General features: G+C 71.1%; 27 protein-coding genes. 25 read left to right on the forward strand and 2 right to left on the reverse strand.

Going from position 1 to position 24406, the window contains the following annotated elements; all coding sequences use genetic code 11:
* Window positions 1-196: 196 nt before the first annotated feature.
* The 15 genes from ATK30_RS32660 to ATK30_RS32730 all read left to right on the forward strand — a co-directional run bounded on the left by ATK30_RS32660 (window position 197) and on the right by ATK30_RS32730 (window position 13133).
* Window positions 197-715 (forward strand): cupin domain-containing protein, encoded by a 519-nt coding sequence (locus ATK30_RS32660; RefSeq protein ID WP_101438650.1) that lies wholly within the window; start codon window positions 197-199, stop codon window positions 713-715.
* Window positions 716-726: 11 nt separating this feature from the next.
* Window positions 727-1665 carry a PDR/VanB family oxidoreductase gene (locus tag ATK30_RS32665; protein ID WP_067579027.1) on the forward strand — a complete coding sequence of 313 codons (939 nt, stop codon included), beginning with the start codon at window positions 727-729 and terminating at the stop codon, window positions 1663-1665.
* Window positions 1666-1674: 9 nt separating this feature from the next.
* Window positions 1675-1923, forward strand: coding sequence for a hypothetical protein (locus ATK30_RS32670; RefSeq protein WP_067579025.1), 249 nt, complete (start codon window positions 1675-1677; stop codon window positions 1921-1923).
* 33 nt (window positions 1924-1956) lie between these two features.
* Window positions 1957-2178, forward strand: coding sequence for a recombinase-like helix-turn-helix domain-containing protein (locus ATK30_RS32675; protein ID WP_093574284.1), 222 nt, complete (start codon window positions 1957-1959; stop codon window positions 2176-2178).
* Window positions 2178-3236 (forward strand): Rieske 2Fe-2S domain-containing protein, encoded by a 1059-nt coding sequence (locus ATK30_RS32680; protein ID WP_101438651.1) that lies wholly within the window; start codon window positions 2178-2180, stop codon window positions 3234-3236. The genes ATK30_RS32675 and ATK30_RS32680 overlap by 1 nt, the downstream gene beginning before the upstream one ends.
* A gap of 16 nt (window positions 3237-3252) precedes the next feature.
* The gene (locus ATK30_RS32685) at window positions 3253-4179 is read left to right on the forward strand and encodes a VOC family protein (RefSeq protein ID WP_043840271.1); all 927 of its coding nucleotides are present in this window, start codon (window positions 3253-3255) and stop codon (window positions 4177-4179) included.
* Window positions 4176-4955, forward strand: coding sequence for an aspartate dehydrogenase domain-containing protein (locus ATK30_RS32690; protein ID WP_244194798.1), 780 nt, complete (start codon window positions 4176-4178; stop codon window positions 4953-4955). Before ATK30_RS32685 ends, ATK30_RS32690 begins: the two co-directional genes overlap by 4 nt.
* A complete protein-coding gene (locus tag ATK30_RS32695; protein WP_101438653.1) occupies window positions 4952-5740 on the forward strand; it encodes an alpha/beta fold hydrolase in 789 nt (262 codons plus the stop codon). The genes ATK30_RS32690 and ATK30_RS32695 overlap by 4 nt, the downstream gene beginning before the upstream one ends.
* Window positions 5737-6477 (forward strand): 3-oxoacyl-ACP reductase family protein, encoded by a 741-nt coding sequence (locus ATK30_RS32700; protein WP_101438654.1) that lies wholly within the window; start codon window positions 5737-5739, stop codon window positions 6475-6477. The genes ATK30_RS32695 and ATK30_RS32700 overlap by 4 nt, the downstream gene beginning before the upstream one ends.
* An 11-nt stretch (window positions 6478-6488) precedes the next feature.
* Complete coding sequence (locus ATK30_RS32705) at window positions 6489-7277, forward strand: SDR family oxidoreductase (protein ID WP_101438655.1); 789 nt, start codon at window positions 6489-6491, stop codon at window positions 7275-7277.
* Between the two features lie 13 nt (window positions 7278-7290).
* Window positions 7291-8916 (forward strand): thiamine pyrophosphate-binding protein, encoded by a 1626-nt coding sequence (locus tag ATK30_RS32710; protein ID WP_101438656.1) that lies wholly within the window; start codon window positions 7291-7293, stop codon window positions 8914-8916.
* A 12-nt stretch (window positions 8917-8928) separates the two neighbouring features.
* Entirely contained in the window at window positions 8929-9519 is a 591-nt protein-coding gene (locus ATK30_RS32715) for a dienelactone hydrolase family protein (RefSeq protein WP_101438657.1), read from the forward strand.
* A 202-nt stretch (window positions 9520-9721) separates the two neighbouring features.
* Entirely contained in the window at window positions 9722-11104 is a 1383-nt protein-coding gene (locus ATK30_RS32720; protein ID WP_101438658.1) for an MFS transporter, read from the forward strand.
* A complete protein-coding gene (locus ATK30_RS32725) occupies window positions 11101-12000 on the forward strand; it encodes an MBL fold metallo-hydrolase (RefSeq protein WP_244194799.1) in 900 nt (299 codons plus the stop codon). The genes ATK30_RS32720 and ATK30_RS32725 overlap by 4 nt, the downstream gene beginning before the upstream one ends.
* 14 nt (window positions 12001-12014) lie before the next feature.
* Entirely contained in the window at window positions 12015-13133 is a 1119-nt protein-coding gene (locus ATK30_RS32730; protein WP_101438659.1) for an FAD-dependent monooxygenase, read from the forward strand.
* Between the two features lie 29 nt (window positions 13134-13162).
* Here ATK30_RS32730 and ATK30_RS32735 read toward each other — a convergent pair whose 3' ends face one another.
* On the reverse strand, window positions 13163-13666 hold the full coding sequence (locus ATK30_RS32735; RefSeq protein WP_043840256.1) for a DoxX family protein: 504 nt from the start codon (window positions 13664-13666) through the stop codon (window positions 13163-13165).
* Window positions 13667-13754: 88 nt separating this feature from the next.
* Here ATK30_RS32735 and ATK30_RS32740 point away from each other — a divergent pair, with 88 nt between their 5' ends.
* The 10 genes from ATK30_RS32740 to ATK30_RS32785 all read left to right on the forward strand — a co-directional run bounded on the left by ATK30_RS32740 (window position 13755) and on the right by ATK30_RS32785 (window position 22086).
* Window positions 13755-14330 (forward strand): TetR/AcrR family transcriptional regulator, encoded by a 576-nt coding sequence (locus ATK30_RS32740; protein ID WP_101438660.1) that lies wholly within the window; start codon window positions 13755-13757, stop codon window positions 14328-14330.
* A gap of 128 nt (window positions 14331-14458) precedes the next feature.
* Window positions 14459-14953, forward strand: a complete 495-nt coding sequence (locus ATK30_RS32745; RefSeq protein ID WP_043840253.1) for a hypothetical protein — start codon at window positions 14459-14461, stop codon at window positions 14951-14953.
* Window positions 14950-16143, forward strand: a complete 1194-nt coding sequence (locus ATK30_RS32750) for a WXG100 family type VII secretion target (RefSeq protein ID WP_101438661.1) — start codon at window positions 14950-14952, stop codon at window positions 16141-16143. The genes ATK30_RS32745 and ATK30_RS32750 overlap by 4 nt, the downstream gene beginning before the upstream one ends.
* A 6-nt stretch (window positions 16144-16149) precedes the next feature.
* On the forward strand, window positions 16150-16971 hold the full coding sequence (locus ATK30_RS32755; RefSeq protein WP_101438662.1) for an ESX secretion-associated protein EspG: 822 nt from the start codon (window positions 16150-16152) through the stop codon (window positions 16969-16971).
* A 36-nt stretch (window positions 16972-17007) separates the two neighbouring features.
* Window positions 17008-17790 carry a transglycosylase SLT domain-containing protein gene (locus tag ATK30_RS32760; RefSeq protein WP_101438663.1) on the forward strand — a complete coding sequence of 261 codons (783 nt, stop codon included), beginning with the start codon at window positions 17008-17010 and terminating at the stop codon, window positions 17788-17790.
* A 10-nt stretch (window positions 17791-17800) separates the two neighbouring features.
* Window positions 17801-18907: a CHAP domain-containing protein gene (locus tag ATK30_RS32765; protein WP_101438664.1), complete on the forward strand. Its 1107-nt coding sequence runs from the start codon at window positions 17801-17803 to the stop codon at window positions 18905-18907.
* Window positions 18904-19221 (forward strand): YbaB/EbfC family nucleoid-associated protein, encoded by a 318-nt coding sequence (locus ATK30_RS32770; protein WP_101438665.1) that lies wholly within the window; start codon window positions 18904-18906, stop codon window positions 19219-19221. The genes ATK30_RS32765 and ATK30_RS32770 overlap by 4 nt, the downstream gene beginning before the upstream one ends.
* Window positions 19221-19922, forward strand: coding sequence for a hypothetical protein (locus ATK30_RS32775; protein WP_220817332.1), 702 nt, complete (start codon window positions 19221-19223; stop codon window positions 19920-19922). Before ATK30_RS32770 ends, ATK30_RS32775 begins: the two co-directional genes overlap by 1 nt.
* Before the next feature lie 73 nt (window positions 19923-19995).
* Window positions 19996-20187 carry a hypothetical protein gene (locus tag ATK30_RS32780; protein ID WP_101438666.1) on the forward strand — a complete coding sequence of 64 codons (192 nt, stop codon included), beginning with the start codon at window positions 19996-19998 and terminating at the stop codon, window positions 20185-20187.
* Window positions 20188-20298: 111 nt separating this feature from the next.
* Window positions 20299-22086 (forward strand): glycoside hydrolase family 76 protein, encoded by a 1788-nt coding sequence (locus tag ATK30_RS32785; RefSeq protein ID WP_101438667.1) that lies wholly within the window; start codon window positions 20299-20301, stop codon window positions 22084-22086.
* On the opposite strand, the gene ATK30_RS32790 is transcribed toward ATK30_RS32785, so the two are convergent.
* Window positions 21983-24082 carry an amidohydrolase family protein gene (locus ATK30_RS32790; protein ID WP_101438668.1) on the reverse strand — a complete coding sequence of 700 codons (2100 nt, stop codon included), beginning with the start codon at window positions 24080-24082 and terminating at the stop codon, window positions 21983-21985. The genes ATK30_RS32785 and ATK30_RS32790 overlap by 104 nt on opposite strands.
* Window positions 24083-24406: the final 324 nt, after the last annotated feature.

Here is a 24406-nt window from a genome sequence, read left to right on the forward strand (position 1 = left end):
GCCGCGGCCACCCGGGCGCCAAGGTCCGCGAAGCCCCGCACGGCGCGCGAGCCGCCGGGAACCGCCGGAAAGAATTTTAGGCCTGAGGGGTTGTGCGGATCACAGCCCTCGGGGTACAACCCTTATCAGTAAGTCTCTTAGACCTAAGGCATTCGGCGGCGAGCCCGCCGAGGACCACCGGAGGAGTTGCCCCGCGATGACCACCACCGAAAGCAAGAATCAGCACCTTGAGGAGCTCATCGACTCGTGCATCGCCGCTCGCGAGACGCGGTACGAGGACTGGGACACCCTCGGCTTCCAGGCCGCCGCGAAGGGCGACGAGTTCCGCCGCGCGCAGATCCGCTACATCGGCTCCGGCGCGACCGGCAACCACGAGGGCGACGCCCGCCAGCTGCCCTCGGAGCACTTCACCTTCTCCAACATGCGGCTGCCGGTCGGCGCGATCGGCCCGGAGCACACCCACCACGACGTGGAAGAGGCGTTCTTCGTCCTCGAAGGCACGCTGGAGGTGACCGTGCACGACGTCGAGGACGGCACCAAGACCGCGACCCGCGTGCTGGGCTACCGCGACCTGATCCGCGTGCCCGCCGGGGTGCCGCGCAGCCTGCGCAACGCCGGCGACACCGACGCGCTGTTCTGCGTCATCATCGGCGCGCAGAAGCCGCAGCTGCCGACCTACCCGCCCACCTCGCCGATGCACGGCGTCACTCGCTGAGGACGACCGCGATGCCGACGATGCTGCGGGTGCACCGGACGACGTGGCTGGCCGACCGGGTCACGCAGGTGGAACTGCGCGATCCGGAAGGAAAGCCGCTGCCCGGCTGGGAGCCGGGAGCGCATCTTTCCCTGCACCTGCCGAACGGGCTGGTGCGCGAGTACTCTCTTTGCGGCGACCCGGCCGATCGGCACAGCTGGACGGTCGCGGTGCTGCGGGAGGAATCCTCGCGCGGCGGCAGCGCGTGGGTGCACGAGCGGCTCACCGCGGGCAGCGTCCTGCCCGTCGAGGGCCCGCGCAACACCTTCGAGCTGCACGACGCTCCGGAGCACCTGCTCATCGCCGGCGGCATCGGCGTGACCCCGATCCTCGCGATGGCCGGGAAACTCGCCGGCGGCCGCGCGCCGTGGTCCATGCTCTACTGTGGACGGTCGCGCGGCGGAATGGCTTTCCTGGACGAGCTTTCCGGCCTCGCCGGGGACCGGCTGGAAGTACACGCCGACGACGAGCACGGCGGTCCGCCCGATCTGGCCGCGAGGCTGGCCGGGCTCGCGCCGGGCACGGTCGTGCACTGCTGCGGCCCCGAACCGCTGCTCCGCGCGGTCGAGGCGGCCCTGCCGGAAACGGCCGCCCTGCGGGTCGAACGCTTCCGGGCCCCCGAGGCTCCGGCAGCCGCGCCGGGAACGGGATTCGACGTGGTGTGCGCCGGTTCCGGGACCCGGGTCGCGGTCGCCGCCGACGAGTCCATTGTGGACGCTCTCGGCCGCGCCGGGATCTCCGTGCCGACCTCGTGCCGCGAGGGCGTGTGCGGGACCTGTGAAACGAAGGTGCTCTCCGGCGAGCCGGACCACCGCGATTTCGTGCTCGACGACGACGAGAAGGCGACCGCCGGGACCATGATGCTGTGCGTGTCGCGGTGCCGCTCCGCCGAACTCGTTCTTGACCTCTAGGAGCCGGCCATGGCGGGACACACCCACCGGCAGCTCGCCGTGCTGCGCGCCGCCGCCGCGGGGCACGTGGAAATGACGTGCAGCCGCGAACCGCACCTTTACGTCGACGGCCTCGCCTGCTGCGACCCGACACTCGGGCACCAGCTGGCCGGGCTGCTCGCCCCCGAACCGGCCGCTCCGCGCGGACCGGGGCTGCGGGTGCCCGCGGTGCTCACCGCCGCCGGGCAGGCCGCGCTCGCCCCGTCCGCCGCCGCTTGAGGCCTGACCACCACGAACCGAAGGGAACGCCCGATGCCGCTGCAGCTGCGGCCGGTGCAGAGCCGCACCGCCCCGCCGACGAGCTACGAGAACGCGCTGTCCGACGAGCTGGAAGCGGTCTACGGCCGGGGTGTGCACGACCTGCCCGGCGTGGTCTCCGCGCTCAACGCGGGCGGCCTGCGCCCGGCCGACGGCTCCGACTGGACCGAAGAGACGTTCACCGCCGAACTGGCGCGGCTGGCGGGGGAGGCGTGATGGCGACCAGAACCGCTGAGGAGCTGCTGGCGCTGGGCCTGCGCGACCGCTGGTACCCGCTGTGCCCGTCCGGCACCGTCAACCGCGGCGAGCTGACCCGCATCGAGCGGGCCGGGGAGAAACTGCTGCTCTGGCGCGACTCCGCAGGGGTCGTGCACGTTCAGGAAGACCGCTGTCCGCACCGTGGCGCGCGGCTTTCGCTCGGGGTGCACATGGGCGACCGGGTCGCTTGCAACTACCACGGCGTGCAGGTGGACGGCGACGGTGTCGTCGTGTCGGTCCCGGGCAGCCCCGGATGTGCGCTGGAGGGCCGTCGCGCGCTGCGGACGTTCCCGGCGGAGGAACACGCCGGTGCGGTGTTCGCCTGGTTCGGCTTGGACGAGGCCGCCGAGCCGACGCCGTTGCAGCTGCCGGACCCGATCGCGGGCGGCGAGTGGGACACCTTCCCCTGCTACGTCGAATGGGACGCGCCGTATGGCTACTCCCTGGACAACCTGCTCGACCCGATGCACGGCGCGTTCCTGCACCGCAACAGCCACACCATGTTCGGCGGCAAGCGCGAGGCCGTCTTCCAGATCCGCGCGATCGACGACGGGTTCGTCTTCGAGAAGACCGACCAGCGCGGCGTGAACTTCGACTGGGTGCAGCTCACCGACGCCGGCGCGCAGTGGGTCACGCTCGACATCCCGTATCCGGACACCGCCGGTCCGGGCGGCGCGTTCACCATCGTCGCCGCGCTGTGCGCGATCAACGAGACCCAGCACGCGGCCTTCTTCTGGCGCTGCCGCAAGGTTTCCGGCTGGGAACGCGACAGCTGGCGCGTCCTCTACCGCAACCGGCTCGAAGCCCGGCACTGGGCGGTGCTGGAGCAGGACCGCGAGATGGCCGAGGCGATGCCGCTCGACGCGTGGGACCGGGAAAACCTGTACCAGCACGACATCGCGCTCGTCCGGATGCGCCGGCTGCTGCGGTCGGAAGCCCGCCGCCAGGCCGCCGCGCTCGCCGCTCCCGCCGCCGCACCGGCCCCCGCCGCGCCCGTGCCCGCCCCGACCCGCTGACGTTTCAGGAGGCCCCATGTCCGCCGAACCCATCGCGCGGCTCCGCGCCCTGCGCGCGGTGACGCTGCGTTCGACGCAGTGCGCCGATTCCGGCGAGTTCTACCGCGAAGTCTGGGGGCTGCACCAGGTCGAAGCCGACCGCGGCGCCGTGTGGCTGCGCGGTTCCGGCGACGAGCACCACGTGCTCCAGCTCGAACAGGCCGACCAGAACGCGCTGGGCAAGATCGCGTTCGCGGTCGCCACTCCGCGCGAGGTCGACGCGGCCGCCGCCCGGCTGGCCGCGCACGGCGTCCCGCTGGTCACCGAGCCCGGCAAGCTCGACCAGGTCGGCGGCGGGTACGGCCTGCGTTTCGCCGACCCGGAAGGCCGGCTGGTGGAGCTGTCCGCCGAGGTCGACGCGGTCGTCCCGGGCGATCCCTACGGTCGCGCCGCGGTGCCGCGGAAACTGGCGCACGTCGTGCTCAACACCGTCGACATCGACGCGGCCTGCGAGTTCTACACGCGGGTGCTGGGCATGCGCATCTCCGACTGGTCCGAGCACCAGATGGCGTTCCTGCGCTGCAACGCCGACCACCACGTGATCGCGTTCAACCAGGCGGAATTCGCGTCGGTGAACCACATCGCGTACGAGATGAACTCGATCGACCACTTCATGCGCGGCATCGGGCGGCTCAAGCACAACGGCGTCACGCCGCTGTGGGGCCCCGGCAGGCACGGTCCGGGCAGCAACACCTTCGGCTACTTCGCCGACCCGGCCGGGCTCGTCTGCGAGTACACCTCCGAGGTCGCGCAGGTCGAGGAAGACGCGTGGCTGTGCCGGGTGTGGCGGCGCACGCCGGAGCTCTCCGACCTGTGGGGCACCGCGGGTCCGCCGTCGAAGGACGTCCGCGCGCACATGCGCGGCGTGCCGGACCCCGGCTACTCGGCGTGGTGGCAGTCGTGAAGGTAGGAGTGCTGGGCGCGGGATCGATCGGCTCGGTCGTCGCGGAAGCGTTGCGCGACGGGCTGGTGCCGGGCGCGGAGCTGGCCGGGGTCGTCGATCCGGCGCTGTCCCCGGCGGGACTGCCGATGTGCGCGCTGCCGGAGCTGCTGTCCACTTCGGACTTGGTGGTCGAGGCGGCGGGACAGCGGGCGCTGACGGACGCCGGGCCGCAGGTGCTGTCGGCGGGGTGCGACCTGCTGGTGGTTTCGGTCGGCGCGCTGGCGGCGGACGGGCTGCTGGAGAAGCTGCTCGCGGCAGGCCCGGGCGCGGTCCATTTGTCGACCGGCGCGATCGGCGGCCTCGACCTGCTGCGTTCGGCGGCGCTGCTCGGGCAGTTCGAGCGGGTGGTCATCGAGACGACGAAGAAGGCGTCTTCGCTGGTCCAGCCGTGGATGTCCGAGGCGGAGGCGGAGGAGTTGCGGCAGGCGACCGCACCGGTCGAGTTGCGGCGCGGGCCCGCGCGGGAGATCACCGCGGCGTTCCCGAAGTCGGCGAACGTGGCTGCGTCGGTGGCGCTGGCGGTGCGGGACTGGGACGTCGTGGAGGCGGCGGTGATCGCCGATCCGGCCGCGCCGTTGACCTCGCACGTGATCACCGCGGCCGGTCCGGCGGGGGAGTACCGGTTCGAGATCCGCAACCGGCCGTCGCCGCAGACGCCGACGTCGAGCCAGGTCGTGCCGTACGCGGTGCTGTCCGCGCTGGAAGCGTTGGCGACGCCGAGGGCGGTGTTCCGGTGACTTCCACAGTGGACGGTGTGCGGGTGCGGACCGCCGGGGACGGCAGTCCGGTCCTGTTGCTGCACGGCATCGGCGGATCGAGCGCGTCGTTCGACGCGCAGTTGGCTGGTCTGGCGCCGAAACACCGCGTGCTGGCTTGGGACGCGCCGGGCTACGGCGGTTCGGCCGATCCGGACAAGCCGCTGGGCATGGCCGGATACGCGGCGCTCGTCGGCCGCCTGCTGACCTCGCTGGACGCGGCGCCGGCACATCTCGTGGGCGTCTCGTGGGGCGGCGTGATCGCGACCCGCGTCGCGCTGGACTACCCGGAGGTCGTGCGGTCGCTGGTGCTGGCCGATTCGACCCGGGGCTCCGGCGTCGACTCCGAGCGCGCAGCGGTGATGCGGGACCGGCCGAGCGAACTGAACCGGGTGGGTGCGGCGGAATTCGCCCGTCGGCGCGCGCCTCGGCTGCTCGCGCCCGGCGCGGATCCTGCGGTGGCACAACGGGTCGAGGACATCATGGCGGGCATCCGGCTGCCCGGGTACACGTCCGCCGCGGAATCGATGGCCGAGACGGATCATGGTCCGCGGCTGGCACGGATCTCGGTGCCGACGCTGGTGCTTGTCGGCGAGCACGACCAGGTGACCGGCGTGTCCGAGTCGCGACGGCTCGCTGCGTCGATCCCGGGTGCTCGGCTGGAAGTGCTGCCCGGCGGGCACGCGGCGAATCAGGAATCGCCGCGCCGGTTTTCCGCCGAAGTGCTGGACTTCCTGTCCCAAGTGGACTCGGTGGTGGCGCGATGAAGGACCGGCTGTATGTGGTCACCGGCGCGGGCCGCGGGCTCGGCTGGGCGATCGCCCGCGAGATCGGGCGTCAAGGCGGTCGCGTCGTGATTGCCGAACGTTCTCCGGATCGGGCTGCGGACGGGGTCGCCCGGTTGCGGGCGGAAGGCGTTGAGGCGCACCGGCTCGACACAGATGTCGCGGATCCGGAGTCGGTCGCGGCCTTGGCGGACGCGGTCGCGAAGCTCGGCCCGTTGCACGGCTTGGTGAACAACGCGGCAATGGCCGATGGCGTGGGCGGCAAGCACTTCGCGGAGCTGGACGTCGAAGCGTGGGACACGTTGATGACCGTCAACGCGCGCGGCCCGTGGCTCGTCTCTCGCGCGCTGTATCCGCAGCTCGCGCAGACCGGCGGACGCATCGTCAATCTCGCGTCCGACGCCGCGCTGTACGGCTCGCCGCGGCTGGTCCAGTACGTGGCCTCGAAGGGCGCGGTGATCGCGATGACCCGCGCGATGGCGCGGGACGGCGGTCCGGACGGCGTGACCGTCAACGCGGTCGCGCCCGGGCTGACCGAGGTCGAAGCCACCGCGGGCATTCCGCAGGAGCGGCACGACCTGTACGCGATGAACCGCGCGCTGACCCGGCCGCAACAGCCGGAGGACGTCGTCGGTTCGGTGGCGTTCCTGCTGTCCGACGCGGCCTCCTACATCACCGGCCAGACCCTCGTGGTCGACGGCGGATTCGTCTGCAGCTGAAGGGAAAACCCGTGGATTTGGGATTGAAGGGCGCGGCGGTGCTCGTGACCGGGGCCAGCTCCGGCGTCGGGCTCGCGACCGCGGCCGCGCTGCTGGCCGAGGGTGCGCACGTCGCCGCCTGCGCCCGCGACGGCGTCCGGCTGGAGAAGGCCCTCGCCGACCTGCCCCGCGCCGAGGGTGCCCGGCTGTACACCGCGTCCTGCGACGTGCTCGACCAGGCACAGGTGGAAACCTTCGTCGCCGATGCCGCCCGCGAGCTGGGCGGCCTGGCCGGGGTCGTGAACAACGCGGGCCGGTCGCTGATGGCGCGGCTCGCCGAGACCACCGACGACCAGTGGCGGGACGAGCTGCACCTCAAGATCTTCTCGGTCCTGCACGTCGTCCGGGCCGCGTTGCCGTGGCTGCGGGCCGCGGCGAATCCGGCTGTGGTGAACGTGAACGCGATCCTCGCGCGCCAGCCCGAACCTCGATTGGCAGCCACTTCGGCGGCGAGGGCTGCGTTGCTCAATCTCTCCACGACTCTGGCGACCGAATTGGCCGAGGACGGCGTGCGAGTCAACTCGGTCTGTCTCGGCCTGGTCGACACCGGACAGTGGCGCCGCCGGTACGAGGCCTCCGGCAGCGAGCTGTCCTTTGTGGACTGGTCGGCGGAGCTGGCGGCCGACCGCGGCATTCCGCTCGGCAGGCTCGGCACCGCGGAAGAGGTCGCTTTCCCCATCGTCACGCTGCTTTCGCCGCGTGCCTCCTACGTGACCGGCGCGACGATCGACGTCGGCGGCGGCATTGCCCGTTACGTCTAGAAGGGACGGACCCATGAATCACGGTCACGGAGGCGAGCTTCTCGTTCGCCTGCTGTCCGAAGCCGGAGTGGACACCGCCTTCGGCGTGGTGAGTGTGCACAACCTGCCGCTGGTGGAAGCAGTCGCGCAGCAGCTGCGGTTCGTGCCCGTGCGGCACGAGGCCGCCGCGGTGAACGCCGCCGACGGGTACTCCCGGGCCAGCGGCGGCCTCGGCGTCGCGATCACCAGCACCGGCACCGGCGCGGGCAACGCGGCGGGCGCGCTGGTCGAGGCCCTCACGGCGGGCAGCCGCGTGCTGCACGTGACCGGTCAGATCGATTCCGAATTCCTCGGCGGCGGACGCGGCGTCATCCACGAGACGCGCGACCAGATCGGCATGCTGACTGCGATTTCCAAGCACGCGGCCACGGTCACGTCGGTCGAGACCGCCGAGGAGACGCTGCGTGCGGCGATCCGGCACGCGCTGTCGGTGCCGAGCGGTCCGGCGAGCGTCGAATGGCCGATCGACCTGCAGTACTCACGGCACGAGTTCCGTACTGGCTCGCTCGAACCGACCCCGAGCCCGCCGCCCGACGCCGCTGCGCTCGCGGAAGCCGCCGAACTGCTCGCTGCTGCCCGCCGTCCGGTGTTCTGGCTCGGCGGGGGAGCGACCAGCGCGCGCGACGAGGTGCGTGCGCTCGCGGAACGGCTCGGCGCGGCAGTGTTCACCAGCAACTCCGGCCGAGGCACGGTGCCGGAGAACCACGAACTGGTCGTCGGGAACTTCGCCGCGCACGAGTCGGCGGCCCAGCTCCTCGCCGACGCCGACCTGCTCGTCTCGATCGGCACGCACTTCCGCTCGAACGAAACCAAGCACTACCACCTCGCATTGCCCGAACGGCATCTGCAGATCGACGTCGACGCCGACGCGCTGGGCCGCGTCTACCCGGCCACTGTCGGAGTGCAAGGCGATGCCGCGACGGTGCTCGCCGACCTGTCCACTGTGGAAACCAACACCGAGCCGGGCTGGCGAGACCGCGTCGTCGAGACCCGGAAAGCGGTGCGGGACAAGCTGAACGAGGCGATCGGCCCGTACGCGGAGATCTGTGCTGCCCTGCGCGAGGGCCTTCCGGCCGAGTCCGTGATCGCCCGCGACGTCACCATCCCGTCGAGCCAGTGGGGCAACCGGCTGCTGGACATCCACGACCCGCGCACCAACGTGTTCCCGGTCGGCGGCGGCATCGGTCAGGGCCTCGCCACCGGCATCGGGGCCGCGCTCGCGACGCCGGACGCGCCGACCGTGGTGATGGTCGGCGACGGCGGCCTCGCGGTGCACCTCGGCGAACTCTGCACGCTGGCCCAGGAACGGCCGTGGCTCGCGCTGGTCGTGTTCAACGACGGCGGATACGGCGTGCTGCGCAACATGCAGGACCACCACCGCGGACAGCGTGCCGGAGTCGACCTGTTCACGCCTGATTTCGCGCGCCTGGCGCAGTCGCTGGACCTGCCGCACACGCTGGTGTCGAAGCCGGGCCAGTTCGCCGACGCGCTGGCGAAAGCGGTGGCCCAGCACGGTCCGTCGGTGATCGAGGTCGACGTGACCGCTTTGCCCGCCACGCCGCGGCCGTTCGTGCCGCCGGTGCCGGTTCCGGAGAGCTGAGGGAGACCAGACGTGGGAGGCACCATCGAAGCTGCCGAAGTCCACCATCACGGGCACGGACCCGCGAACCGCCGCCGCCGGGTGGTGCGGACGTCCGCGCCGCTGCTGGTGCGGCACCCGCCCGGCCGCGTGCGCGGCGCGGTGCTGGTGCTGCACGGCGCCGCCGGCCTCGACGAGTCCGTCGAGAACTGCTGCCGCACGCTCGCGAGCTGCGGATACGTCACTGTCGCGCCGCTGTTCTACTACGAGACCGGCGGCCACACCTTCGGTCCGGACAAAGCGGACGCCGCCTTCGCCGCGCTCGCGCTTCCCGACCTCGAAGCCGACCTCGCCGGCGCGCTCGATTACCTCGGGACCCGGCTGGGCATGCCGCGCCACCGCGTGGCCGCCGCCGGTTTCGGCTCCGCCGCCCACCTCGCCGAACTGGCGGGCGTGGACCTCGCCGCCGCACTCGGACCCGAGCCGCCACCGTGGCCCGGTACGCCCGGATTCGACCCGCACGCACCCGACCGGCTCGTGCTGCCCGCCGGACCGTCCGCCGCCGACGACCTGGTCCGGTTCCTGGACGCCGAGCTGCCGGATTCAACGCCCTCAGGTCCGTGACGAAGCCCGCCCCAATGTGGCACTGGGTGCGTCAGACGCACCCAATGTGGCATTCGGTGCGTCACATGCACCCAATGCCACATTGGGGCGCAAACCCCCCCGCTCCCGGCCCGGCCGCGACGGCAATGTCCAGCGCCGCCTTGATTTCCGGCCGCCTGAACCCCCTACGATCGATTGCACGCTCCGGCTCCGAGGAGGGCCCATGAGTATCGCCGCCACCCCCGAGGTGACCCAGCGGGACATCGCCGCCCGGCTGGAACGGCTCCCGATGTCGCGCTGGCAGGTGTCGATTCGCCTGATCATCGGCATCGTCACGTTCTTCGAGGCGTTCGACCAGCTGCTGATCGCCTACACGCTGCCGGTCATCGGCCGCGAATGGCACATGACGACCGCGTCCAGCACCGCGACGCTGACCATCGGCTCGATCGGCATGCTGCTCGGCGCGCTCGCGTCCGGCTGGGCCGCCGACCGGATCGGCCGCGTCAAGGTGATCACCCTGTGCGTCGCCGTCACGGCGTTGTGCAGCTTGGCGATGACGTTGTGCACCGCGTTGCTGCCGTTCCTGATCCTGCGGTTCGTCCAAGGTCTCGCGATCGGCGGTGAAGTGCCGACCGCGGCCGCGTACATCGCGGAGATCAGCCGGGCCCGCCGCCGCGGCCGCTTCGTGCTGATGTACGAGATCGTCTTCCCAGCCGGGCTCGCGGTCGGCGCGCTGGTCGCGGCCTGGGTCATCCCGCACTGGGGCTGGCGTCCGCTGTTCGCGCTGGCCGCCGTTCCGGGTCTCGCCGCGGTGCTGCTGCAGCTGCGGATCCCGGAATCGCCGCGCTGGCTCGCCTCGCACGGGCACATCGAGAAGGCCGAGGCGACGATGGCGCTGATCGAGCGCCGGGTCGAGGAATCCCTTGGCCGTCCGCTGCCTCCGCCCGCCGAAGCCGTCGCGGCACCGGCAGCGGTTCCTTCGAAGCGCAGTTCGTTCCGCGACCTGTTCGCCGGTCGCTACCGGCGGCGCACGCTGATGGTGTGGACGATCTGGTTCGTCGGCTACCTCGCCAACTACGGCATCACCTCGTGGCTGCCGACGCTGTACAAGGGTTCGTTCCACCTCTCCATCGGCCAGGCGCTCTGGTACAGCACCGCCACGTCGGTCGCCGGTCTCGTCGGCTGCCTGATCGCCGCGCTGGTCGTGGACAAGCTCGGCCGCCGGGTCGTGCTGGCCGCGGGCCTGGGCGGGACGACCGCGATGCTGGTCGTGCTGGGCGCGCTCGGCGCCGGAACCCCGTTGCAGTTGCTGGTGTGGTCGTCGCTCGCGGCGATGTTCAACTTCGCGGTGAACGTCTGCCTGTACCTGTACACGCCGGAGCTGTACCCGACCCGCAGCCGCGCGCTGGGCGTCAGCCTCGGCGGCGTGCTGAACCGGTTCGGCCTGATCCTCGGCCCGATCCTGGTCGGCGCGCTGTACGCGGGCGGCAGCGGGCTCGCGTCGGTGTTCCTGGTGCTCGGCGGGATCTGCTTCGTCGGAGCGCTGGTGGCCGGGTTCTTCGCCGAGGAGACCAAGGGCCGCACGCTGGAAGAGGTTTCGCCGTGACGGACGCGCTGCGCGTGGTCCTGCTCGGCACGGCGGCCGGGCCGTACCCGGCGCCGGGCAGGCAGGGCTGCGCGAACGCGGTGGTGGTCGGCGGGCGCGTCTACCTGGTCGACGCGGGCTACGGGACGCTCGGCAAGTACGTCTCCGCCGAGCTGTCCCTGCGCGATCTGGGCGGGGTGTTCGTGACGCACCTGCATTCCGACCACGTCGCCGAGCTGTTCACGCTCTTCCTGCTCGGCTGGGGCCCGGCCAACCAGGGCGTCGTCGATCCGGTGCGGGTCTACGGCCCCGGTCCGGACCCGACCGACCCCGGCCCGCCCGCCGCGGGCACGGAGGGGCTGGTGGCGGGCAATCTCGCCGCGTTCGGACAGGACGTCGCGGTGCGCCAGCGGACCAGCGACCGGCCGCGGCTGGCCGGGCTCATCCACGCCACTGATCTTTCGGCGGCGGCGGGTGCGGAAATCGTGGTGCACGAAGACGACCGGGTGCGCGTGACGGCTCGGGCCGTCCCGCATCCGCCGCTGCACCTGGCGCTGGGCTACCGGTTCGAGACCGAACACGGCGTCGTCGCGTTCTCCGGCGACACTGCTCGCAGCGACGCGGTCGGCGAGCTGGCCGCGGGCGCCGACTTGCTGGTGCACGAAGCGATGGAGCCCGATTTCTACCGCAGCATCGGCTACTCGCCGAAGCTGCTGGATTTCCTCGCCGCCTCGCACACCTCGCCCGCGGACGTCGGCCGGGTCGCCGCGGCGGCCGGGGCCAGGCGGGTCGCGCTGTCGCACCTCGGCCCGTGCGATCCCGCCCGCCTCGACGACGAAGGCTGGCTCGGCCGGGTCCGCCCGCACTACTCCGGCCCGGTCGTCGTGGGCCACGACCTGCTCGACCTCACTGTCTAAAAGGAGCTTTCGCTGTGCCGGAAATCGCGATCGTCGGCGGCGGGATCGGCGGCCTCGCCGCCGCCGTCGCCCTGCGGAAGGCCGGATTCTCCCCGGTCGTGCACGAACAGGCGGCCGGATTCGGCCGCGTCGGCGCGGACATCAACCTGACCCCGAACGCCGTCCGCGCCCTCGACGGCCTCGGCATCGGCGACGAACTGCGCGAAACCGCCGCGCGGCCGAAGTACCGGATCAGCCGCACCTGGGACACCGGCGAGGAAACGTCGCGACTGCCGATGGGCGACGAAGCCGAACGCCGCTACGGCTCGCCGCAGCTCACGATGCACCGCGCGGACCTGCTGGCCGCCTTGGAACGCGCGCTGCCCGACGGCGTAGTCCACTTGGGACACAAGCTGACCGGACTGTCCACAACGGACTCGGTGTCGCTGGACTTCGGTTCTTCGGCGGTTTCCGCGGATGTCGTGATCGGCGCCGACGGCATCCACTCGGCCGTCCGCACCGCGTTGTTCGGCGCGGAACACCCGGAGTTCACCGGCGTGGTCGCCTACCGCGCGGTGCTGCCCGCGGGTTCGGTGGACGTGCCGAACCTGGACTGCTTCACCAAATGGTGGGGCCCGGATCCGGACACGCAGCTGGTGACTTTCCCGCTCAACCGCGGCGAGGACGTGTTCGTCTTCGCCACCACGAGGCAAAGCCAGTGGCGGCACGAATCCTGGACCACGCCAGGGGATGTCGACGAACTGCGCGAGGCGTACCGCGGCTTCCACCCCGAGGCCCGCGCGTTGCTGGCGGCGTGCGATTCGGTGCTGCAATCGGCGCTGTACGTGCGCGACCCGCTGCCGAACTGGTCATCCGGCCCGGTCACGCTACTGGGCGACGCGTGCCACCCGATGATGCCGTTCATGGCCCAGGGCGCGGGAATGGCCATCGAGGACAGTGTGGTGCTGTCGCGGGCGCTGGCGGCGTACCCGAACACCGAGGTCGCGCTGAAGGCCTACCAGGCCGCCCGGCTGGACCGGACCCGCGAAGTGCAACTGGCCTCGCGGGGCAACAGCTGGCTCAAGGAGAGCGGAAACAGCTCGGCCGCGGCGGACGCGATCTACGGGTACGACGCTTGGCATACTTCGGTGTGACTCGGGGGTCGTGCGTGGCAATGCCGGTTCTAACCGGCATTGCCACGCACGACCTCCAGGTCACCGCTGCTCTCCCCCTTCGCCGACCTGCGGCGGACCTCGCCGACGAGTACCGTCACGGCCGCCGCGAGGAAGATCGCCTGCATGGCTGTGCGCCACGGCAGCTCGTCCCACCACGGAAGGTTTTCGCCGGTCAACGCCACATGAACGTTGGCCGGGAACATCACCGCGAGGAGCAGGGTGAGCCCGCCGGCGGCGAGCAGTCTCAGGCGAGGGACCAGCAGCCCGATCGCGCCCGCCCATTCGGCCAGCCCGGTGAGCGTGACGAGCAGTCCGGGCGCGGGCAGCCACGGCGGCACCATCGCCACCAGGTCCGCGCGCAGGAACGCGAAGTGGACGAATCCGGTGAGCAGGAACATCGCCGCGAGGCCGGTGCGCACCGCGGTCCGCAGCGGAGCGGCGGGCGTGCCCCTGACCAGGCAGACGACGAACGCGACGACGCTGACCGCGACGAGCGTGACGAGCGGTTCCATGGCAGGGCCCTCCGTTAATCTTGTCAGTGACTAGACTTAGGCTAGCCGCTTCGTCTAGTCACTGACAAGTTCATGGCATACTCGCGGCATGGCACGGCGTTACCACCACGGCGACTTGCGGCAGGCGGTGCTGACCGCAGCCGTCGAGGTGCTCGGCGAATCCGGTCCGGCCGCGGTCAACCTGCGCGACCTCGCCCGCCGGGTCGGGGTCTCGCACGCCGCCCCGGCGCACCACTTCGGCGACCGCACCGGCTTGCTCACCGCCGTGGCCGCGCAGGGATTCGACCTCCTCGCGGACACGCTCGAGGAGCTGTCGCCCTCGTCGGACCTGCTCGAGGCCGGCGTCGCCTACGTTTCGTTCGCGGTCGGGCACCGGGCGCATTTCGAGGTGATGTTCCGCGCGGACCTGCTCCGCGGCGACGATCCGGACCTGCTGGCCGCGCAGGAGCGCAGCAGCCAGGCGCTGGACTGGGCGGCCGCCGGGTTCCGGGACGGCAGCGTCGACCCGGTGGTCGCGGGCGCGGCGGCCTGGTCGCTCGTGCACGGGTTCGCGACGCTGTGGCTGCAGCGGGCGCTGCCCGCTGACCTCGGCGACGACGCTGCGGCGGCCGCGCGCTCGGTCGCCGGACTGCTCGTCCGGGGTGCGCACCCGCCGTCCGGGTGACCCGCGGAACCGCGGTCGCGGCGGGCTCGTCTCATCGCCGACTTTCCCGGACCGGATGCCTGCGGTCCGGCTGGCTGACATACTGGTGCGCGCGTCCGAGGAGGACGCCCGCTGGGAGGTGGACTGGGGTGAGTTCGCACCGGGTTTCCGACTGGGCAGACGTCCGTGCCCTGCACAAGAAACAGGCCAAGGAGACGCACCGGTCCGGGCGGCCGGAGACGTCGGATTCCGTGCGGGACCCGTCGGGGGCGGGCAACGCCGAGATCGTCGCCGACACCGGGGTCATCGAGCTGGACCCGGCCGAGATCGCGGCGGCCGACGCGGAGCTGGAGAAGCGCGAGCAGGAGCTGACCGCGTGCCTCGAACAGGCGAAGCAGCTCACGCATCCGCTCAAGGACGGCACCAGCCCGGTGGCCGCGCACCTGCGGAAGGCGTTCGGCCTGCGCGGGTCCGCCGACGGCGGCGCGCAGGCGATCCTGCAGCAGTACCTCGACGAGCTGTCGTCCTTGCGCGAGGCCATCCGCCGGGCGAGCGCGGGGCACGTCCAGCAGGAAAGCGACGCGAAGGACTCGCTCGACGCGCTGGGCCGCCGGGCGGACGACGGGGGAGGGACGCCGGCATGAGCCGGACACCGGGCTACGAACGGCTGCCGTACGAGAAGCACCGCAAGCACCGGCTGTGGAGCGAGGACCACCCGCCCACCGCCGCGCAGCGCCGGGTCCTGCGGCGCACGAAGCTCGCCCAGCGGGCGAACATGAAGGACGCGTCCTTCGGCAAGATCAACTGGAACGCCTGGGCGCACACCACGCTCTACGACATGATCATGACCGCGGACCCGGTCGCCATGGGCGCGTCCGCGCACCAATGGGGGAAGCTGGCGTACGACGTCGACTCGGCGACCTCCGCGGTGCACAAGACGGTGCAGAAGCTGCTGCTGTCCTGGCGCGGCGGCGCGGCCGGGAACGCGGCGCAGTCGGCGTCGAAGCTGACTTCCTGGGGCGCGGGCGCGAGCGAGACGATGCGCACGGTCGGCGACAAGCTCGACCACTACACGAGCGCGGTCGAAACGGCGAAGCACAAGATGCCCGAACCGGTGTTCTACGCAGCCGAAAACCAGTTCCGCGACGGCTACGACGTCAACGCGGCCAGCGGTCCCAGCGGCGCGGTGATGGTCGATCAGCTCCTCGACGACCATCTGCCCGCCAAACGCGCCGCGTCGCACGCGAAGGCCGAGGCGGTCCGCGTGATGGAGGGCTACGAGGCGTCGAGCAAGGGCGTGCACGACAAGCTGCCGCATTTCACCGACGCGCCGGCGGTCACGAACGTCGATCCGGACGGCCGGTCGCGGAGCGAGTCGCGCCGCTCCGGGTCGTCCGGGCATTCGTCCGGCTCCTCCTCCGGTTCCTCGGACGCGGGCCTGACCACGGCTTCGTCCGCGCTGGCGGGAGGCTCCGGGCTGCTGCCGGGGGCGAGCGGTCCGTCGGGCGGGACAGCCGGAATGCCGGGATCGTTCGGCAGCGGACCAGGCGGTGCGCTCGGCTCCGGCGCGGGCGCCGGCAGCGGGAGCGCGTCGCCGGGCGGGCTGCTCGGCGGTGGTTCGGCCGGAGCCGGCGGTGCGGCCGGGGCGGCGGGTGCGACCGGGGCCGCGGCTGGCATGCGCGGCGGCAGCCCGACGTCCGGAGGATTCTTCCCGCCGATGGCGGGCCAGCGCGGCGAGGGCTCCGAAGACCACCAGAACCGCTACACCAAGGGCAGCGCCTTCGACTTCCTCGAGGACCTGCCGGACGCGTACCCGCCCGTGCTGGGCGAGTGAGGCGGGATGGCCAGACATCTGCCCGAGGTCGACGGGATCGCGCTCTCGCATCTGGAATTCGACCTGCTGTGGTCGGATTTCGACCTCGGTCCCCCGCCGTATCCGCTCGAAGTGCCGTCGCACGGGCAGACCATGGACGAACGCGACCGGCTCGGCGCGCAGGTCGCGGAGAGCCTCGCGGCGGCCGGGCTGCTCGACGACGAGGACGAACTGCATCCGCGGCTCGGCCAGGTGTTCGCGGTGCTGGCCGAACCGGCGTTTTCGGTCGACCTGCTGGTGTTCCGCGATCCGCCGCTGCGCGCGCTCGCCGCGGCCGGGCGCAAACTCGGCGTGCTGGCGGTTCTCGACGCGGCTGAACTCGCGCTGCGGCCGTGCCTGCCGGACGACGTCCCGCAGCTCGCGGCGAGCGTCATCGGCCCCGCCGAACCCGGGCCCGGCAACGCGGTGCGATTGCCGCGCGAGGCGTTTTCCGAAGCTATGCAAGCGTTTGCGGACCACGGGCACGGTGCGTTCGAGCGAGTGCTCGGCCGGGCCGGTCTCACCGGTCGCGATCTGCGCGCGATTTCGACGCTCGTCGCCACGCCGCGCGTCGCGTACGGCCAGTTCGCGGTCAACGGTCCGGGCGGCCGTTCGCCGGTGGTCGCTTGGTACGACACGGAGGCGGGCCGGTACGGCGCGGTCGTGCGCGAGTCCGCGGGCACGAAATGGGTCACCCTCGCGCCCGCGGACCACGCGTGGCTCGCCGACCGGATGCAGGAACTCGGACGCGGGGTGTCGTCCGTTCGGGGGACTAGGGAACCGGCAGACGAAGGGTTCCGTCTCACTTAGGGCAGCGGCGAAGCGCCCTGCTGAAGGGGGCAGGAGATGAGCAAGTTGTCGGCCGAGGAAATCGCCCGGCACGCGTACCGGGCGGGGTTCCGCGGGCACGCGCTGACCACCGCGGTCGCGGTGGCGCTGGCGGAATCGGGCGGGAACCCCCGTGCGCACAACGGGACCCCGCCGGACAACTCGTACGGGCTGTGGCAGGTCAACATGCTCGGCTCGCTCGGGCCCGCCCGCCGCCACGAGTTCCATCTGCACTCCAACGACGAACTGTTCAACGCGGACGAGAACGCCAAGGCGGCCTGGGCGATTTCGGGGCACGGCGCCAGCTTCCAGCCGTGGTCCACCTACACCAACGGCGCGTACAAAAGCCATCTCGCCGCCGCGCGCAAGGCCGCCGAGGATGTCACCCGCGACCACGGCAAGGACGGCCATCATCCGCACAAAGCCGACCACCGCACGCACAAACCGCATCACGGCAAGGGCGGCAAGGACGGCGGGTTCAAGGCCGATCTCGAACAGTTCCTCGCCTACGAGCGCACCACCGAGCACGTCGCGGACGAACTGGTGTCGGTCGGCAGGAAGACGGTGCACCGGGTCACCGGGATCGCCAAGGACAGCTTCGGGAAGGTCGGCCAGGAAACCGGGTTCTCCGACGCGCTGGGGGATTTCAGCCGTTCGCTGGAATCGCAGGTGCGCGCCACCGGGGCGCACGCGCGCACGCTGAGCGCTTCGGTGTTCCGGGCCCGGCAGGCGTACGCGGGCGCCGATGCCGACGCCGGCGCGGCGATCCGCGAACACGACATCAAGGGCATTCTGGGCTGAGGGGGAATCCGTGCTGGACACCGCAGGGGTCGCGACGCTGTTCGCGGACGAGATGAAAACGCACCACGGCAAGCTTCAGGGCAAGGCCGCGGAGTCGCAGGCCGCGCAGCACGCGCTGCAGCAGGCGGCGCACGAGATCACCGAACAGTACGAGGCGCAGCGCAAGGCCGCGCACGCGCTGCTGAACACGTGGCACAGCAAGGCGAATCCGGCTTTCGAACACGACACTGACAAGTTCGGCCGCGATCTCAAGGTCACCGCGCAGGCGAGCACGCACGGAGCGAAGGTGGTCGGCGAGGTCACCGACGCGCTCGCCGGGCGGCACCAGGCGACCGGCAAGCTGATCGACGAGTTCGTCGCGAAGGCGCGGAAGATCATCGATGCCGGATACGTCCTGGCGCGCAACGGAAGCCCGGCCGCGCTGCTGATGGCGATCGGCGACGTGGCCGACCTGGCGGGCAAGTACCTGAAGGAATCCGGCGGACACCTGAAGAACGCCCGCGCGGAGATGGAAGAGGCGGCCCGGAAGCTGCGCGCGCTGCAGAAGGACCTGAACCACGACGGCGTCGCCGACCCGGGCGGAACGCACCGCGGCAAGCCTGGGGAGCATCGCGAGCACGAGCAGCATAAAAAGCACGAAGCGCACCAAAAGCACCAGCAGCACCACGGGTCCACGCACGCGAGCCACAGCAGGAAGGTCGACGAGATCCTCGACCACGCGCAGCACAACCTCGGCTACCACGAGGGCCCGAACAACCGGAACAAATGGGGCCCGACCGGACAGCCGTGGTGCGCGTACTTCGCGACGTCGATGTGGCGCTCCGCAGGGGTGGACATCCCGAAGTACGGCTTCACCGGCGACGTCTACAAGTGGGGCCAGCGCCACCACCTCGCCTACGACCGCGCCGCGCTCGCGCACAACGCCCGCCCGGGTGACACGATCCTGTTCGGCGACGGTCCGTCGTGGGGCGAGAGCCACCACATCGGGATCATCGAAAAAGTCGAGGGCAACAAGATCACCACGATCGAGGGCAACGCGAACGACCAGGTCGAGCGCCTCACGTACACGCTGCCGCGCGACCTGCACAAGTTCTACGGCGGGGTGCACCCGCAGTGAGCATCACCGGCACGGCGCGACACGCCGGGGTGACAGTCGAGGTCGCGCCCGGCGGAGCCCTGCGCACCCTGGAACTGACCGCAGACGCCCTCCGCGGCGGCGGTCCCCGGCTGGCGGACACGATCCTGCGCGCGGTACGCGAGGCTGCCGCTGAGGCGAACGAACGCGCCCGCCGAGCCCTGGAAGCAGAACTAGGAGATCTCGGCGGCTCCGGCGGTCTCAGCGGTGCCGAACTGAGCCGTCTCGGCCTCGGCACCGAGGAAGGCCTGGCCGACCGGGCCGAAAACACCACCCCGGACACGTGGAGGGTGTGATGACGGAGGCGAACTGGGGCAACCCGGCCGAGGACCAGCGCGCGGCCGCAGGCGAGAGCGGTTCTGGCGGTGCGGAGGTCGCCGCAGCGGCGCGGCCTGCGCCCGGCGGGCACCCAGCTCAGCCGGTGATCGAGGAGCGAGCCGCCGCGTTCGAGCGAGGGGCAGCCGGGCTTTCGGGCCAGTTCGCGGGCGAAGGTCCCGAGGCTCCGGGCGAGTCCCGTGCACTGGTCGAGGCAGCCGATCCCGCCGGAGACGAGCGAGGCATCGACGAGCTGATCGAGATCGCCGAGGAAATCCCGGATCAGCTGGGCCTGTCCGAAGGCCTCGCCGCCATCCGCGCGACGGCTAGTGGCGAGGGATTGAGCGTCACGGTGAACCTGCACGGCATGCTCGTCCACCTGGACATCGGCGAGTCCGCGCTCGAACTGGGCCCCGCCGCGCTGGCCGCCGAGATCTCGCGGCTCAGCACCGAGGCTGGCTCGCTGGCGTTGCAGCAGGGTCTGCGGGCCGTCCGCGCGGGGTGCGTCCCGGCGGTCGCGGCGGCCGTCGAAGACGAGTTGGCGCTGGACGACGTTCCGGAAGCTCCCCAGCCCGCCCAGGAGGCACCGCGCGAGCCTGAACCGGCGCGGGTCTCGCGGCGTCGGGCTCCGGTCGACGACCAGGACGACGAAGGGTTCGTGCTCACCCCGGTCAAGGACTGAACGACGCGCCCGCATCCCCCGCCCTCGGTGCGTCCCCGAGCGCCTGACCGCGCCCGATGCCATCCTGTGAGGCATGACCCACTACGCACTGACCCAGTCCGTGGCGATCGCGACCGATCTCGAGGCCAAGGGGTTCCTCGGCACAGTCGGGAAAATCGCCGCCGCCACCGTCATCTTCTTCATCGCGATCGGTCTGATCGTCGGGCTCATCATCGGGTACTTCATCGGCCGTTCGGTGGGACGGCGCCAGAGCACCGGCGGCTGATCGGGTTAACCCGGCTGTCCGGAACGGGACAGAACCTCGCGCGGGGCTTCACCGGCACCCGCGCGGGTTCTTATTCTGGGCGGAAATTCACCCGGCCGAGGGGACGAGTCCATGCGGACCGTGCTCGTACTGCTGCTCGTGTTCGCCTCGTTGACTGTCCCGCGCGCGGCCGCGGACACCGCCGCTTTCTGCGCGCTCTCGTGCGACACCCTCGATCCGTCGCGGGCAGCGCAGGAGAGTTTCCCCTTGCCGGACAAGGACATCAACGGCCGGGTGCTGCGGCTGCACGTGTCCGATCCGGACGGAATGGCCTGGGCCAGCATCGACAACGGCCGCACCGGCGACGCGGTGTGGCTCGACCGGTCCTGGGACGGCGGCCGCACCTGGGACGGCCTCCTGGGCAAAGCGAGCATTCCGGACACCTGGACCGGCACCCGCACGCTCATGTACAACCTCACCGACCCGGTCGGCCACCGCCGCGGCCTGCTCCGGGCCTGCGGAGACGCACAAGCGGTCGCGTGCACGGCCTGGATCTACCCGACCGTGTGCGCCGCAGCGTGCGACGGTTCCCCACCCGGTGTCGGCGACCACCAGCCGGTGCCGGGCGCGACGATCTTCGGTCGAGCCGTCCGGCTCCACTTCGACGACCGCGGAATGGCCTGGGCCAGCATCGATTCCGGCGGCCCCGGCGATGAAACCTGGCTCGACCGGTCGTGGGACGCAGGCGCCACCTGGCCCGACGGCTCGTCCCTCGGCCGCACGAGTGTCCCCGCCGGGGCGACCGCGACACAGACCGCAACGTTCGCCGCCCGAGATCCACGCGGACGGATGAACGGGGGCGCCGTTCGGGCGTGCGGCCGGCAAGCCTCTCACCAAGAGGGCACCTGCACCGAGTGGGCACGCCCCGTCCCGTCTCGAGTCGCCGCCGGCGTCGACGCTTTGCTGTGGTCACAGGACATTTACCGAGCCTGGTGGCCGTCGAGCTGGTGGAATTCGGCAATTGCGGTGACCGCCTTGGCGGATTCCGGAGTGCCCGACCTGGACCCGGTACTGGCAAGGGTTTTCGACGTGAACCGGGCGGCGTTCCCCGCCGGAGCACGCAGCTCCGACCCGATCGACGGCGACTTCATCAGCCGATCGATCGACGACACCGCATGGTGGGGCCTGGCCTGGCTCGCGGCCTACGACCGTACGCACGACACCCGGTATCTCGCCGAAGCCACGAAAATCGCCGATTACGTGCACGGTTTCTGGGACCCCAGCACCTGCGGCGGGGGAGTGTGGTGGGATCGCGAACGGACGTACAAAAATGCCGTCACCAGCGGTCTCTACCTTCGCCTCGCGGCCGCCCTGCACCGCCGCCTAGACGGCGACACCGAATGGCTCGCGCGCGCCCGCACGGCCGGTGACTGGTACCTGCGAAGCGGCCTGATCAACTCGGCCGGCCTGGTCAACGACGGCCTGACTTCCGGCTGCGCGAACAACGGCCAGACGGTTTGGACCTACAACCAGGGCCTGGCCATCGGCGGCTTCACCGAACTCTGGCGAGCGACCGGTGATCAGTCCTATGTGGATGCCGCCCGCCGACTGGCAGATGCGGCAATGATCGGTCTCACCTCGGACAGAGTGCTGGTAGAATCGTGTGATACCGGCTCCTGTGATGATAATCAGAAGCAATTCAAGGGCATCTTCCTGCGCTATTTCGGCGATCTAGCGTCAGCGATCGGCGACCAGAAGTACCGGGATTTCGTGCGGCAGCAAGCGGATTCGATCTGGTCGCGGGACCGTGACTCGCTCAACCGGATCGGCGAACGGTGGGATGGCAGCACGCCGAACGCGGTGGATTGGCGGACCCAGGCGTCGGGGCTGGAGGCGTTGATCGCCGCGGCCGCGCAGTAACTGGCGATGGCCGGTCGTCGGGCCGTCGTGTGGCGGCTGGCGGTGGCTGGTTGTTGGGTCGTCGTGTGGAGGCTGGCGGTGGCTGGTTGTTGGGTCGCCGAGTGGAGGCTGGCGGTGGCCAGTTGTCGGGTCGCCGAGTGGAGGCTGGCGGCGGCCGTTGGCCAGTTGTCGGGTCGTCGGCTGGCGGCGGCCGTTGGCCGGTCGTCGGGATGCCGTGTGGTGGCGGGCGTTGGCCGGTCGGTGGGCCGTCGTGTGATGGCTGGTCGTCGGGATGCTGTGTGGTGGCTGGGATGCTGCGCGGTCGTCGGGATGCTGTGTGGTGGCTGGGATGCTGCGCGGTCGTCGGGATGTGACCTGTCGGCCGAGAGGCTGTGTGGTCGCCGGGTTTCCGCACTGTGGCCGGGGCCGTCGCGTGGTCGTCGAGATGTCGCATGGTTGTCGGGATGCTTTGTGGCGGCTGGGATCCTGCGGGTGGTTGGCACGCTGTCATCGCGGCGAGGTCGCGTGGTGGCACGAATGTTGCGCGCTGACTGGAGATCCTGCGCGGCGGCGGCGACGCCGGGTGGCCATCGGTAGGTTGCGGAGTGGCCGGGATGCTGCGTGGCGCATCGAATGTTGTGTAGTGACGGGACCGTTCTGCGGCGATCGGGATGCGGCGCGGTCGGCGGGATGCCGCATGGCGGTCGGGACGTTGGGGTCGTCGGAAGGTCCCGTGGTGAGCGGCATATCGCGTGGACGCAGCGTGGCACCGCGCATGACCTGCCGCCACCGGATCCGGCGTGCGCGACCGCGTGGCCTGGCCCAGCCGACGAGGCGCGTCAGGAGCCGTTGCGCCAGACGCGGCGGATTGAGAGGGTGTCGCCGATGGTGGCCGTGGGTCGCCGGCGACCAGTACGAGGTCTGCGCGGAGACCGGGCTTGATGCGGCCTCGGTCGGTCAGTCCGAAGCGCCGCGCTGGGACGGAGGTCGCTGCTCGCAGGGCTTCGGCCGGTGTGAATCCCGCCGTCGTCAGGAGGCGCAGTTCGTCGTGCAGGCTCGCTCCGTGGGCCATCCCGGGCGCGCCGAGGTGTGCCGCGTCCGTGCCCGCGAGGATGCTGACCCCGGCTTCCTTGAGTGCGGCCAACGTTTCCAGTGCGTAGTCGAAGTACGAACGGGGGCTGGTGGCCATCGCGCCGCACAGGTTGTCTCGCCATTCTGGAGCCAGCTTGGGATAAACCCGCCGATCCTCAGCGAGCCGTCGACCGGCGGGCTCGCCGGTGATGGACGCGATCACCGTCAACGTGGGAATGACGAACGTGTCGGCAGCAGCGACCTTTGCGATCAACTCCACGGTGGGCGGCCGATCGAAGAAGAGATGAGTGAGCCCGTCCACTCCCGCGTCGACGACCTGCTCGGCGGTTTCCGCGGTCATCGCGTGCGCCAGCACCATTTTCCCGCGACGGTGACTCTCGCGAACCGTCGCATCGACCAACTCGGGAGCGAGGCGGGGCAGCGTGTCGCTTCCGAACAGCCGTCCGTCCTCCACCAGCACCTTGAGGTAGTCGGCCCCTTCCGCGATCCGGGCCTCGACAAACGCCGCTACCTCGTCCGGACGGGTGGCAGTCGGCCACGGCGGGTCGCCTTCGCCCTTCCTCAGTTGATGCGGATGCCCGCCCGCGGGGGTGAGCCCGATGGACGGAGAACGCACGTCCGCGAGGTCATTCGACGCGGCGACCTGGCTGCGCAACGGAATCATCTGGTGCGGCATCGAAAGCATGTCGAATTCAGTGGTGACCCCGAATGCCAACGCCTGGCGGAGCGACTCCGCGCCGGTGTGGGTGTGCGCGTCGATGAGCCCGGGCAGCAGGGTGGCACCGGACCCGTCGATGAGCTCAACCCCGTCGGGGTGACCGCCTCCGACGCTGGCGATCTTGCCGTCGGCGACTTCGACGTCCACGGTTCCTAGCGAATTCTCGCCGTCGAAGACGCGCGCGCCCGTGATGACGAAGTGGTTCACGGAGCACTCCTGGCAGGTTTCGTGCTGACTCCGGAACGGTAAGCCGAGGTGATCATGGTGCCAAGAAGGCACTTTTCGGCTAGCTGGTGAGGCCGAGGTGACCACGTTGCCCGGACGCGAGAAGTCGCTCGGCAACCGTCACGGGCGCTCCCCGCGCGGCGTCGGCACGGGGAAGGAGTGCCACCCGGTGAGGACCAAGGCTGCTCAGCCGGGAGAGTCGAAGCAGGCGATCCGGTGGCCCCGCAGGTCCGGAGACCCCTCCCCGGAAGGCCGAGCCCGCTCGGTCCCACCGGTGCCACCTCGGCAAACGCCTCTTGCCCGCCT

It is taken from the genome of Amycolatopsis echigonensis (assembly GCF_002846615.1).
GTDB lineage: Bacteria > Actinomycetota > Actinomycetes > Mycobacteriales > Pseudonocardiaceae > Amycolatopsis > Amycolatopsis echigonensis.